Genomic DNA, 13080 nt, shown 5'->3' with positions numbered 1-13080 from the left:
CTATTCTTCGATAGGATTTCCAGGTCCGTTAAGCTCCAATTGATAAAAAGCTAAATCCAGCCATCCATTGAACTTATAACCAGCCTTTTTTATTGTTCCCGAATAAACAAATCCGAAGTTTTTATGCATTGCAATGCTTTTTTCATTTTCCGCATCAATTCCAGCAATTAAGGTCATATATTCTCTTTCTTTTGCAATTGTGATTAATTCTTCTATTAAAGAGGACCCAATTCCATTTTTTCTATATTCCTTATCAACATACACAGAATGTTCAACTGAATATTTATAGGCAGGCCATGCCCTAAAGGGGCCAAATGTCGCAAATCCTACTACTTTATTATCTAGCTCGTAGACTAAAATAGGATAGCCATCAGCCTTTTTTTGTTCATACCAATCTATTCTATTTTCAAGGGTTACAGGTTTGTACGCATATACAGCTGTTGAATTAAGGATTGCATCATTATAAATATCTAAAATAAATGTTACATCTTCTTTCATTGCTTCCCTTATCATTGTTTTCTTCCTTTCATAATGATTTTTCTCTGTACCTTTCTTTCAACTGATCTACCTAATAATAATACAAACTTATTTTTACAACCGAATTCTAGATTTTCGAAAACCATCAATTGCATTTAGTACCGCAGATAATATGAAGATAATTATCCCTCCACCAATTAACCACGTTTTAAATTCCTCTGGAGAAATTGCAAACACATTTGCCACATACGTAATGAATCCTTCGTTAAATAAATGAGGATTTACTACGATTACAATGAATACTATTGTTGCAGCTAACTGTAGGATTGCGTTCCCAATTGCCAACCTTGTCGTCCATTGTCCTTGCACTAACTTATAAAGAGATATACCTATCTCGAAAACAATCATAATTACAACGATTGGCCAATACTGAAGTAAAACATCTTGATTGAAAGTTGGTGCGACAAATTTCAGTCCATCTGCTGCACCATTATATACGCCAACAAGATGATTCGCATAAAAGTAAAGGGTAGCCCAAACTGCTGTCCACATCAAACCTCCAAAAACTTCAAACTTTGAGATCGACTTTTTCTTTGGAACATACGAGATATTTTTCAAATCATCAGGAGTCCATTTTTTTAAACTTGTCGTCAACGGTTGGGTACCTTTGTCTTTATCTGTTCTTTCTAAAATAGCAAATACAAGTGTCAACCAGAAAAATACATGGAGGCCTACTTCGACAATTTCCCCAATGCCTTTACCTATCAATTGTAAAATAACATTTAATACTGCTTGATCACCAGTATAGCCTATAAAATTTTCTGCAATCATTGCAATGAGTGCGATAACAGCTGCAATTGGTATAATCATTTTTAATAGCGTCGTATATACATCAAAATAGCGTGGTCCAATTAAATGCATCGGTCTATCCAAATACCCATTAGCCAATGAAACCGGGCTCCCCAATTTTTCGAGAACGATCTTCACATCATCTTCATTATAATCGTCTGATAACATATCCTCTATTGTCGACCGTAGCTCAAGCGTAATATCTTCACGATTTTTTTCAGGTAATCTCTTCGCAACTTCTTGGACGTACATATCAATCAAACTCATTCTCGTCCTCCTCCTTTAATAAGTTATAAAGTTCTTTTGAATCCTTTATCCATTCCTTTTTCAACTGCAAAAATATATTTAATCCATATTCACTTAAAACATAGTACTTACGAGGTCTACTCTCCGTTTTATCCCAACTACTCGTCACTAGCTCCTGCTTTTCTAATCGGCGAAGTAGTGGATATAAAGTACTTTGATCTATCATGATTCCTGATTGCTCCAATAATTGGACAAGCGAATATCCATATTGCGGCGTTCTTAGTTGACTTAAAACCGCTAATGTCAATGTCCCTCTCCTTAGCTCAGTAATTAATGAATTTAATAAAGTATCCATTCACCCACCTCATTTCCATTACTATATGTCATACAGTATGTGTTTTATACTATGTATCGTACAGTATTAGTGTGACAAAAACAATAATTTTTCAAAAAATATATACAATAAAAAGCACAAACTATATAATTTGCGCTTTTCTAGCTAACTTAAATACCTATAACACTCTTAACTTTGTCCCTCTGGTAATAAAAAATCTCCCTTTTCTTTAAAAAATGGAGCAACACCTACAATTGCCTCAAAATTGATTACTCCATATACATGCGGGTATTCTTGACCGTTAGTAGCAAGTTCATATTTTATTTCTGCTTTTACTAGGGATGGATCAATTGTAAGTAATAAAACATCTTCTTCATGACTAAAATATGTTTCCGCAACTATTAAAGCTTGGTCTAATAATGAACAATGAATAAATCCCTCTTCTATTAGTGATTTTTCATTAATTTCTCTAGTTGTTTTTGCGATTTCCCAATTTCTTTTTGTTATTACTTTTGTAATCATATCCATTCCCCCTATATCCTTATATAGAAAAAAAGAGGTTTTTCTGTTTATTACTAGAAAATCCTCTTTTTTATTTATTTTATCCCCTTAATTAATGGCGACGCTTCCCCACTATGGAAAATCCATAAATCATGAAGCGATCTCGTACATCCGACATACAATAATTTCGCATCATGTTTTGTATTTTTGTAATGTTCCTCATCAACGTCGATTAGAAGTACGGCATCAAATTCTAAACCTTTCGCCAAATATACAGGTACTACCGAAATACCACCTTCATATTTGCTTTGATCTGCTTCAATGACATTAACAGTCAACCCTGCATTTGTTAACTTCTCATATATATCACGGCATTCATCGTCTGTTCTTCCAATTACCGCGATTGTTTTCACATCTTCAGTTTGCAAATGCTGTAATGTCTTTAAAACTTCAGTAAATTGGTCCTCTGCCGGAATTACTTTCACGTCTTCACCGCTACGGAAAACTGGAGTTGCCAGTCCCACTGGAATCTCTGCATTTTTAATTATTTCATTTGCGAATTCAATAATTTCTTTTGTAGAACGATAACTTCTCGTCAATTCGTAATAACCTGTTTCTTGGAATACTTCCTTAAAAGCACCCCAGTCTTCAATTCCTTGATAATCATAAATCGCTTGAGATAAATCACCTAATATAGTGAAAGAATTACCTAGTGTAATTTCTTTTAATACATATACTTGGAATGGCGAGAAATCTTGCGCTTCATCAATAACGACGTGATGGAACTTTTGTCCAATTTCAATTCCTGTTATGCGATGTTGTATGTAAATTAAAGCTGGTAAGTCTTCTACATACACTTCTTTTTTACGACAATTCTTTTCTGTTTCTTGAACAAGTTCTTCAGGTAATACTTCGAGTATTTCTTTACTCTTTATCATTGAATTATATAGTGAAAGCGGGCTCATTTTCGGCCAAAAATTCATATATGTGTTCAATCTCTTTGTCGCTTCTTTTTTTAGTAATTTTTTCTCGTTTGTTTCTCCAAACTTTTTAAGCTCAATTTCAATCCAGCGCTTCATACGGCCGACTAAACGTTCTCTTCTTTTCTTTAATGGATAGTGTTTATATTCAACCTGCATCCATTTTTTAACGTCTTCCACTGGAATAACAGCTTTATCCCATGCCTCAAAATCTTTTGTTGGCACTAAATCTTTTTCAAATTGAATCATTCTTTCTTCAATAAACGACTTAAATTCCAGCGTGCCTTTCAATTTACCTAGCATAACCTTTTTTTCATCGCGATTAATTGAGAAAGCTTCTTTCAATTTTTCTTCTGTCTGCTTCAGTTTCACCGAACCATCTAACGTACGTAATGCCCAATCTGGAAACGTTGTTTGACTAATATTTCCTACCCCTAACTCAGGAAGTACACTTGAAATATAGTCTAAAAACAAACTGTTTGGAGCGAATACGATCATTCTCTCCGCTTCAAGTTGTTCACGATATTCATAAATTAAAAAAGCAAGGCGATGTAAAGCGATTGTTGTTTTTCCGCTCCCTGCAACCCCTTGAATTAATAACGGTAAGTTTCTTTCCGCACGAATAATATCATTTTGCTCCGATTGTATAGTCGAAACGATATCTTTCAATTTATTATCTTTATTCTCACCTAATCGATATAGAAGAAAATCATCAGCATGTGAGACATCTTCATTTCCTTTCACATATGTATCAACAACACGTTCTAGTTCTCTCTTTCGAATCGAAATGTTTCGTTTTAAATAAACATCTCCTTCTACTAATCCGTCTGGTGAATGATAAAATGCTAATTCTTCTCCACCGGTAAATGAATAAAACATACTTGCGACAGGTGCACGCCAATCAATTACAATTGGTTTCATCGTATCTTTATCTGAAACACCTACTTTACCGATGTAAATCGGCATTACATCTTCCTTGCCATCCTCCTGAAAATCTAATCTTCCAAAGTACGGCTCATGTATACCAATACGTAAGCTTTGTCTATTAGACTCCCTCATACTTTCAAGAATTTGTTCTTTAAAATCTTCTCCATAATAAACCGGGATTTTTTCAAGCTGTTCTAATTGATCATCCATCGTACTTAAAGTATCTTTCATTTTTTGTAACTCTTCGTCAAAAATGTTGTTCATTTGATGATTCCCTCCTGTCCGTTCCAATTTTTTCAGTCGAAATATAATTGTATTAAAAATCCATTCATAAAGTCAATAGTTTTAGTAAGAATTTTCTAAATTAAAAAAGAGTAGAGATTAATCCCTACTCTTCCTTACTTTAATTCGATATGCCAAACATTCATTTAATGTTGCCAATTCTTTATATTTTCGTTTTTCAAAATCATATGCTCCCCCAGGGAAGAATCCCATAATACTTAAACCAGCTTCAGCACATAGATTGCTAATCTCATCTACCGTATAACATCGTAAAGACTGTGTTACTACAGCATTTGGATAATTAGGGTCCCACCAATGATCTAACATTCTTTCATTTATACTATCATATTCGTATTTTCGCATAGCTGCACTTAAGGACATTTCTTGTCCACTTACTTTTTTCCAATACAATGGTTGATAAATATCAATAAGTGCACATCCTTCATTCAATTTTTAATCCGTTTTAATAGAATCAATTGCTCATCATCTGTTCCTACACCAAAACCGTCTAAATAACTAACAACATCAAACTTTTCTTCAAAGTTAATTTTATAAAAATCTGCGCAATGAATATCTATATTATTAGTAGAATGTTCTTTTGCAAACATAACTAACTCTGGTACAAGTTCAACCGTAGTCATTTTCACTTGTAACCTAGACATCGCCCTTGCAAATCTACCATTTCCTGCTCCTAGTTCTAACATCGTTTGAAATGGATGACCAACTTGTTCTTGAACTTCTTTAGCAACCTGCTCTAACCAGCTTTCTGTATTGATATCGTAATTCGACAGTTCGAATTGTTTTTGGTAAAATTCCTTCACATTTAATTCGTTCATTATTATTCTCCTCCTGCACTAGACTTTTCTGCCACAGGTGAGAAACTAAATTTCTGACACCCATAAAAAAAACCATTCTTATTTCTCTATATTTACAATTTATCAAAATAATAAGAATTTTAAAAATGCCAATATAAAAAGCAGATAATGGTCGATTCCACTATCTGCTCTATAGCTGCTTTTATTTTCCTTGTTGATACTCCACCCAATCACCAGAAATGATAACTTTCTTTAGCATCTCTTTATCTTGAGCAATATACACAAATGCACGTATTTCTCTATCACCTAAATAAATCGTTTCGGTGATTCGGTCATATAAATCACTCTCTGCATTACCTGTGTATTCTTCAAGTTCATCTAACTTTTGCAGAACATCATCATTTACTTCATAAACTTCTCCGTATACTTTGTCCTCATTTGAACAAATCATCGCAGGATACCCTTCGTATGTATCAAATAATTTACCATACGTCCATGCTTCGTCTGCGATGCATATTGCACCTTGCATAAAATGAGCATTCGTTTGCTCTTTTCTTAACGTGCCATACACGAAAACGTGATGCATAAATCCCTATCCCCTTTATATGTCTCTACTTTCTAATTTGTAAATAAGCACGAATCATAAAGTAACTCACTTCATTTGGAAGTTGGTCCTTAATCGATTTCAGACCACCCTCTGCATTTTGCACGGCAGTTTCAATCAGTGATTCATATTCTGCAGGAACAAAACTGTTCCAGTCTACTTCCATTCCATCTTCAAAGCAGCGAATTAAATGATTTTCAATTGTTTGTCTTGATAAGCTACGTTCTTTAGCAATTTCATCTAGATCAATGCCTTGTTTATACATTTCATACGTTTCTAAATGAGAATTCGCTGACGCTTTTCCTGATTTTTTACTCTCTGAAACAACTTCAGTCTTAATTGTTTCCGCATAGTTTGGGTTATCCTCAATAAAGTGCTGAACTGCTTGTAAGAAGTGAGATCCGTACTTCACAAGTTTGTGTTCTCCGATTCCTTTTACAGTTAGGAGTTCGGAGTCACTTTGTGGCATTTTCGCACACATATCTTTTAACGTTTGGTCAGAGAAAATAACGAACGGCGGTACACCTTCTCCTTGTGCAATTTCTTTACGCACTTCACGAAGCACTTCAAATAAAGGATGGTCTTGAACAATTTGTCTCGTTTCTACTCGTTCTTTGCGTAAAACATTCTCTTTACCAAGTAATACTTCTTTTCCTTTTTCCGTTACTTTTAATGTTGGATACGTACCATGTTCAACTGCAATTAACTCATCTGAAATTAAAAACTCAATAAACTCACTGACTTCTTTTACACTACGGTTTGATAAAAGACCATACGTTGGCAAAGTATGAAAATTAAATTCAATGACTTTCTTATTTTTAGATCCAGTTAATACTTGTGCAATCATTTGCTTTCCGAATCGTTGGTTCGTCCTAATCATACAAGATAGTACCATTTGGGATTCTCTCGTCACATCGATACTTTCACGGTCATCCGTACAATTACCGCAGCGACCACAATCTTCCTTCGGCTCTTCTCCGAAGTATTGCAAAATAAATGATTGTAAACATTGTTCTGTATGACAGTAATCGGTCATATTTTGGAGTTTTTCAAGCTCATTTGAAAAACGTGATTCTCCAGTTGATTGATCGATTAAAAAGCGTTGTACTTGCACATCTTGAGAAGAATATAACAAAATACATTCACTATCTAATCCATCACGACCAGCACGTCCTGCTTCTTGATAGTAACTTTCCATATTTTTTGGAAGTTGATAATGGATAACGTAACGTATATTCGATTTATCTATACCCATTCCAAATGCAGATGTTGCCACCATAACACTTATTTCATCTCGTAAAAAGAGTTCTTGCTGTTCATTTCGATCGTGGTCGCTCATACCAGCATGATATTTCGATACAGAAACTCCTGCTTTCCCTAAATCTTCATATAACTGATCGACAACTTTTCTTGTAGCTGCATATATAATCCCAGATTCCTTCTGATTTTGACGAATATAATCCGCTAAATAAGCATTACGATCCTGTCCTTTAATGACAGAGAATGATAAGTTCTCGCGCTCAAACGTTGTCATAATTGTATTTTCTTGATTAATTCCAAGCGTGTTGCAAATATCTTCACGAACTTGTGGTGTTGCCGTAGCAGTTAACGCTAATACGAGCGGCTTTTCTGGAAGATAATCTAATATGCGATGTATATGTAAATAACTAGGACGGAAATCATGTCCCCACTGCGAAATACAGTGCGCCTCATCAATTGCAATCATCGGGATTTTCATATCGATAAGTTGATCAACAAATTCCATTGAATCAAGACGCTCAGGCGCCACATAAAGTAACTTATAATGGCCTTGTTTCGCTAATTGAATTCGTTGATTTGCTTCTGTAATAGAAATAGAACTATTAATATAAGTAGCTGAAATACCGTTTTGTACTAATGTATCTACTTGGTCTTTCATAAGTGAAATCAAAGGTGAAATAACTAATGTCGTTCCTTCGAATACTAATGCGGGAATTTGATAACAAATTGACTTACCACCACCCGTAGGCATAATACAGACTGTATCTTTCCCATCTAATACATTTTTAATTGTTTCATCTTGTCCTCTTCGGAATGACGAATAACCGAAATAAGACGCTAAAAGTTCTTGTGCTTTTGTAAACAAAAAAGAGTCACCTGCTTTTCTTTATCTTTCATCTATTCCCATTATATCATCAAACTGATTCTCGCCACTTTGAATTTTATAAGTATTTGAGTTCTATTTGCTTCCTACGTTTTCCAACATAAAAAAACAAATCTAGTACACAAAAAGAAAGAATTTCAAAATAAATATTCATTTAATTTACCTTCCTAGAATACTACTAATCGTATACATATGAATTTGAGGAGGTTAAATTATGAAGAGTCGTTACAATAATTCCAACAAACCTAAAGCGTCAAATAAACAACTCCAATTCTCTAATAATGATGCGTGGAAATATGAATCATTTTATAAGTATCAGCCCTTATTTTCTTATAGCAAGCTTATGAATTTCCTTTCTCAACTTTTTAAACGTTAATACATGTGCCAAATATATATCATTCAAACAAATTTTCTCAACATATAACTTATAGACTTACTACAATACAGTTGTTACCATATATAATAATCTGTTAGATAAACCCCTTATGTTGACCTGCTTAAATTAGCAGGTCTTTTTTTATACTTACATATTGCAATGTATCGTAGCCTGGCTGAAAAGTCTTTTCTCCATTTTAGAACCCTATTCTGCTCTCCACAAATGATTATAATTCCAAAAAGCAAAATATAAATCCGCTACATTCATACAAGCAATTCATTTTTTCTCAATACACAAAGTGAATTTCATTTGTTACTATAAAAGTACTCTAGATGAGTTTTTGCTCATCTACATTATCTAGTTAAAGGGATCTGCCGCGGGAAGCAGATCCCTTTAACTTTATTAAAAAGCACCCTTCTCATTTGGACACATTTACCAGGTTTTTTTGAAAGAATTTTATGTTAATATTACGTAGTCGAGTCCGACATCTCGGCAATACCCTTTTGAGGTCCTGCAATTTCCCTTGCAGGACCTCTATTATTTTAAAATTCTTTTTATTCATATATATCATAAGTGTGTTTTTTATTCCCCTTCAACTTTCTCCTTTTCCAACTCTCAAAAAAACTCTTGGACACGTAACTTAAAAATAACGTTTATCATATTGTGAGATATACATGTTCAAAGGAGTGTAACTATTTATGTATACTTATTGGCAATCGTATTACTCCCCTTATCATATCACTAATGGAAACTTCGATTCATTTGTACGAAATTACCGAGTTAGTAAAAACGAAAACTTTCTAAAAGGATATATGCGTTCTTTATGGGAACAACACGTTGCTTGGACACGATTAGCCATTATAGGCATCATCTTTAACTTGCCCGACGTAAACGTTACCGTTGGACGTCTTCTACAAAATGCAACACACATGGGGCTATCACTTGAACCATTCTACGGAGAAAATGCAGTGAAAAAATATAGTGCATTAATTAAAGACCACTTAACAATCGCTGCTGATCTTGTTAAAGCCGCAAAAGCTGGTGATCAAAACGCAGCGGCCGCTATAGAAAAGAAATGGTACGCTAATGGTGATGAAATCACTGAATTTCTTAACAGTATCAACCCATATATAGATAAAGAAGAATTTAGAAAAATGTTTTATGAGCATTTAGCGTTAACGAAAGCGGAAGCACTTGCCTTCCTAAATAAAGATTATGATGCCAGTGTAAAACTATACGATAAAATTGAAAAAGAAGCATTAGAAATGGCCGACATGATAACAAACGCAATCGTAAAACAATTTCCGCAAGTATTTCAATAAAAATAAGCCGATTTGAAAAAACAAATCGGCTTATTTAGTTTTCTATCAATGATATTTCACCACTCCTCTTTACATTTAACGTATATCGATATATTTTATTAATATCCGTTTTTTATAGGAGGAAATAGTTTGATTAACGCAATTGGTCTCGTATTTATTCTCACAAATAAGTACGAGAAAAAGAAGAAAGTTTATCTGAATGAAAAATTTGCATTAATAGACGTTATTGATTCTAAAGAAGTATTTGATGATGAAGGTAACTCATTAGTAGAACTAACATGTAAATACAGCATATACTTAGATGAAAAATACTATTGTAAATCTCTCGATGATTATACTGGACAAGTATTCCCCTTCTTAAGCGCAAAAATAGGAAAGGGACTTCTTAGAAACTTAAATTATTACTTTTCTTACGTTGATGCCTATGATAAAAAACCACCTGTTAAAGAAATAAGACCGCTTATGAAACAAGTAACTAACAGATAGCGGACAGTATTCAAAAAGAAAGCACCTAACTTCAGATGCTTTCTTTTTTTGAATCAGTAACTCTCTAACTTTCATATCCTTCTAAATATATATACCCAAGCATACTTTAAAATAAAAACATTGGAGGATTAGGCTGAATGAAATATTCAGAATCAATCGTAAGTAAACGGCTTCGAAAACTTAAAACAACTGGTATGTTTTTTATACTATTTTTAATCGCCTGGCTTGGATATACAAAATTCCTTTATGGAAATGGTTTTCTTCTAGAAAAGAAAAATTCAGTTGAAGTAATGAATACTAGCGTTACTGGAGAAATAGAAAAGAATTTCGATGTAAACTTACAAGGTTTTCGTAAAACGAACCTTGATACACTTATAGATGCTAGTAAAACCGATCTTAGCGAACTATCCTTAATTGAACTTATCAACACATCTTGTTCTAAAGATTGCATTGGCGAACCTTTAACTTACGTTAAATCAAACCACGGATATATCTTTTATAAGGAATCTAATGGTACTAATGTAGCTTTAAAGATTATAAAACAAGATTCATGGGAAATTGAAAAAAAATCTGTTCAAGATGGAATTTAAAAGGTTTATACACAAAAAGAGTACTTACTTCAAAGTACTCTTTTTAAAATATTACCACTTACGACATTTATCATCATCGTCGTCACGTTTACGATTGCGACGGCAATCATCACAATCACAGTCACGTTTACGTCTACAACCACAATCATCACAATCTCTGCGTCTACATCTTCCAAACATTAAATCATCCCAAAATCTATTACAATCTCTGCGTCTACAACCACAATTATTACACATGAATATGACTCTCCCCTAATATAAAATAGAATTCATCATATTCTATGTTTAAAAAGGTAAAAATGCTTGTTTACTAGTCTATTTTAAATGTATTAATTTGGCATAATTTGAATCTATATTACTAATTTATCCCTATACTTCCTTCTGCGCTTCCACAGCCCCCTTCAATCTCTGCAACATATACCCAATTCCTTTACACCCTTCTAATGGATATGTAATGATTTCTTCTGGATATAGCTTCGTCACTACTTTTTTATGCTTCTTTCCCGCAAGTAAGACGATCTCTTCAAACTGAAGTAAATCTTTATCAACCATCTGTTGTTTTAATTGTTCTATGCTAATAATCTCATTACTCTTTGAATCAAATGCAAGATCATAGTTTTCTTGTACGATATCATTTGGTCTTAAGAATCCATGCTTTGCTGATAATATAACCCAATTCTCAAAAAACTCAGTTGCATACGCCTGACATGCTTTTCCGAATGGACTAATATATACATCTTTTGCCTCTGCCTCTCCGTAATCTGAGTACTTATCCCAAATTTTCTTCTTTCCGCACGGAATAATGCATAATCTTTTCATTGTTATTTCTTACCTCGCTTCTAACTTTTTAAATATAAAAATATAGAATTCTCCACTTCTTCATACTCAGCTTCTATGTCTCCAATTCCCACAACGTTCCAACTATTATTTTTTTCTACCGGTTTTTCATTCATAATGATATGAACTTGTTTCATATTTTTATAATCTTCTTCAAAAGATGCTAAAACAGGCTGATTTAGCATATATGTTTTATTATGTATACTTACACTTACAAAGGTTTTATGTAATGCTTTATTTCCCTTTAAATTTACGTTCATTGGATTAAACATATTTAATTTTATATCCCCTATAATATACAGGTGATATCCTTTTTTCTCATTAAATTCTTTAAAATCCTTGTCTCTTTCGTTTTGAACAAAATGAATCATTTGCTTTGTTTCATTACTTATTGTAATTTCATTGTTTAAATCCAAATCCACATTTATATTTTGTTTTAAAAAAGCATATAGCGATTTATCACTATTAAAGAAGCTCGTTTTCCACTCAGGAAGGATTTCATCTAATAATAAACATAAAAACATTCCTGAGCCATAGCAACTCTTTCTTATGTTACAATTAGCTTCATATGCATCTAAAATTAATCTACTATATTTTCGTAATGTTTCACTTTCATCATTATTACATACTGTATTGTAAGCATTCATTTCAACATACCAAGCAGGCCCTTCTATACTTTCAACCATACACTCGTATGTTACAAACTCTTCTTTCATAAAATTAGCCCTTTGCTCTCTTAGTTCAATAAATTGCTTAATATAGTTATTCTTCTCAGCTTGTGACTTACAATGAACAGCATCATATAAACAAATTCGTTCTTTATTTCGTAATTCAATATTTTCTTCTAATATAGGATATTGAAATCCTAGGGATTCATTTGGAAATCTACTTTCACCATTCAAATATTGATAACAATGAAAAAGTTCATGCACTACAATCGCAAATAAACTTTCATAATCTCTATACCTATTCATATTGACGATGGCAGTTGGATAATCTTTGAATATGATGAATGTATCTCCTTTAAATTGTTCATTCCAATTTAAAACGGTATACCCATCATCATCCTCTGTCAGAAATAATGGATGATGAAATACATACACATACTCATCATCATACAATGCAAAAGCAGCCCTCTTAAAATCAGGCCATAGCTTATACAATAACTCCATATTTATATCTTGCTTCATTCTATTTAATATATTGTCCATTATACAAATCCCCCTATATCATTCTTTATATATATCATCTACCCTATTTTCAAATAACCATTTCATTTACATAATTACAAAAATATATATCTTGTACATA

General features: G+C 33.1%; 13 protein-coding genes and 1 pseudogene. 3 read left to right on the top strand and 11 right to left on the bottom strand.

Annotated elements, in window-relative coordinates:
* The 8 genes and pseudogenes from MKX66_RS06065 to recQ all read right to left on the bottom strand — a co-directional run bounded on the left by MKX66_RS06065 (position 1) and on the right by recQ (position 8140).
* Entirely contained in the window at positions 1–513 is a 513-nt protein-coding gene (locus MKX66_RS06065; RefSeq protein ID WP_215589755.1) for a GNAT family N-acetyltransferase, read from the bottom strand.
* A 78-nt stretch (positions 514–591) separates the two neighbouring features.
* Positions 592–1593 (bottom strand): HAAS signaling domain-containing protein, encoded by a 1002-nt coding sequence (locus MKX66_RS06060; RefSeq protein WP_341085782.1) that lies wholly within the window; start codon positions 1591–1593, stop codon positions 592–594.
* Entirely contained in the window at positions 1580–1927 is a 348-nt protein-coding gene (locus MKX66_RS06055; RefSeq protein ID WP_002013008.1) for a PadR family transcriptional regulator, read from the bottom strand. The genes MKX66_RS06060 and MKX66_RS06055 overlap by 14 nt, the downstream gene beginning before the upstream one ends.
* Before the next feature lie 168 nt (positions 1928–2095).
* Positions 2096–2428 (bottom strand): DUF952 domain-containing protein, encoded by a 333-nt coding sequence (locus MKX66_RS06050; protein WP_002189854.1) that lies wholly within the window; start codon positions 2426–2428, stop codon positions 2096–2098.
* Positions 2429–2502: 74 nt separating this feature from the next.
* Positions 2503–4578, bottom strand: a complete 2076-nt coding sequence (locus MKX66_RS06045; RefSeq protein WP_002189855.1) for a HelD family protein — start codon at positions 4576–4578, stop codon at positions 2503–2505.
* Positions 4579–4695: 117 nt separating this feature from the next.
* A pseudogene (locus MKX66_RS06040) lies at positions 4696–5432 on the bottom strand (class I SAM-dependent methyltransferase).
* Positions 5433–5613: 181 nt separating this feature from the next.
* Positions 5614–5997: a gamma-glutamylcyclotransferase family protein gene (locus MKX66_RS06035; RefSeq protein ID WP_002032638.1), complete on the bottom strand. Its 384-nt coding sequence runs from the start codon at positions 5995–5997 to the stop codon at positions 5614–5616.
* Between the two features lie 25 nt (positions 5998–6022).
* Positions 6023–8140 carry a DNA helicase RecQ gene (recQ, locus tag MKX66_RS06030; RefSeq protein ID WP_002013002.1) on the bottom strand — a complete coding sequence of 706 codons (2118 nt, stop codon included), beginning with the start codon at positions 8138–8140 and terminating at the stop codon, positions 6023–6025.
* A 1092-nt stretch (positions 8141–9232) separates the two neighbouring features.
* Here recQ and MKX66_RS06025 point away from each other — a divergent pair.
* From MKX66_RS06025 to MKX66_RS06015, 3 genes are all read left to right on the top strand, one after another.
* Positions 9233–9856 (top strand): hypothetical protein, encoded by a 624-nt coding sequence (locus MKX66_RS06025; RefSeq protein WP_002142078.1) that lies wholly within the window; start codon positions 9233–9235, stop codon positions 9854–9856.
* A 129-nt stretch (positions 9857–9985) separates the two neighbouring features.
* The gene (locus MKX66_RS06020; RefSeq protein ID WP_002142079.1) at positions 9986–10342 is read left to right on the top strand and encodes a hypothetical protein; all 357 of its coding nucleotides are present in this window, start codon (positions 9986–9988) and stop codon (positions 10340–10342) included.
* Between the two features lie 137 nt (positions 10343–10479).
* Entirely contained in the window at positions 10480–10932 is a 453-nt protein-coding gene (locus MKX66_RS06015) for a hypothetical protein (protein WP_002142080.1), read from the top strand.
* 51 nt (positions 10933–10983) lie between these two features.
* Here the strand turns inward: MKX66_RS06015 and MKX66_RS06010 are convergent, their stop codons facing one another.
* From MKX66_RS06010 to MKX66_RS06000, 3 genes are all read right to left on the bottom strand, one after another.
* Positions 10984–11169, bottom strand: a complete 186-nt coding sequence (locus tag MKX66_RS06010) for a hypothetical protein (RefSeq protein WP_002085081.1) — start codon at positions 11167–11169, stop codon at positions 10984–10986.
* A gap of 132 nt (positions 11170–11301) precedes the next feature.
* The gene (locus MKX66_RS06005; RefSeq protein WP_016101265.1) at positions 11302–11751 is read right to left on the bottom strand and encodes a DUF6884 domain-containing protein; all 450 of its coding nucleotides are present in this window, start codon (positions 11749–11751) and stop codon (positions 11302–11304) included.
* 20 nt (positions 11752–11771) lie between these two features.
* On the bottom strand, positions 11772–12980 hold the full coding sequence (locus tag MKX66_RS06000) for a peptide ABC transporter permease (protein ID WP_215589759.1): 1209 nt from the start codon (positions 12978–12980) through the stop codon (positions 11772–11774).
* Between the last annotated feature and the right edge of the window lie 100 nt (positions 12981–13080).

Origin of the sequence: Bacillus sp. FSL R9-9530 (assembly GCF_038008145.1) — a bacterium.
GTDB lineage: Bacteria > Bacillota > Bacilli > Bacillales > Bacillaceae_G > Bacillus_A > Bacillus_A mycoides.
Note: the sequence above shows the minus strand (reverse complement) of the source record. Positions and strands in the feature narration are given on the sequence as shown.

Coding starts and splice junctions, on each gene's coding strand:
- MKX66_RS06060 (WP_341085782.1), bottom strand. CDS start 1,593: ATGAGTTTGATTGATATGTACGTCCAAGAAGTTGCGAAGAGATTACCT.
- MKX66_RS06065 (WP_215589755.1), bottom strand. CDS start 513: ATGATAAGGGAAGCAATGAAAGAAGATGTAACATTTATTTTAGATATT.
- MKX66_RS06000 (WP_215589759.1), bottom strand. CDS start 12,980: ATGGACAATATATTAAATAGAATGAAGCAAGATATAAATATGGAGTTA.
- MKX66_RS06050 (WP_002189854.1), bottom strand. CDS start 2,428: ATGATTACAAAAGTAATAACAAAAAGAAATTGGGAAATCGCAAAAACA.
- MKX66_RS06035 (WP_002032638.1), bottom strand. CDS start 5,997: ATGCATCACGTTTTCGTGTATGGCACGTTAAGAAAAGAGCAAACGAAT.
- MKX66_RS06005 (WP_016101265.1), bottom strand. CDS start 11,751: ATGAAAAGATTATGCATTATTCCGTGCGGAAAGAAGAAAATTTGGGAT.
- MKX66_RS06055 (WP_002013008.1), bottom strand. CDS start 1,927: ATGGATACTTTATTAAATTCATTAATTACTGAGCTAAGGAGAGGGACA.
- MKX66_RS06010 (WP_002085081.1), bottom strand. CDS start 11,169: ATGTGTAATAATTGTGGTTGTAGACGCAGAGATTGTAATAGATTTTGG.
- MKX66_RS06015 (WP_002142080.1), top strand. CDS start 10,480: ATGAAATATTCAGAATCAATCGTAAGTAAACGGCTTCGAAAACTTAAA.
- MKX66_RS06045 (WP_002189855.1), bottom strand. CDS start 4,578: ATGAACAACATTTTTGACGAAGAGTTACAAAAAATGAAAGATACTTTA.
- MKX66_RS06025 (WP_002142078.1), top strand. CDS start 9,233: ATGTATACTTATTGGCAATCGTATTACTCCCCTTATCATATCACTAAT.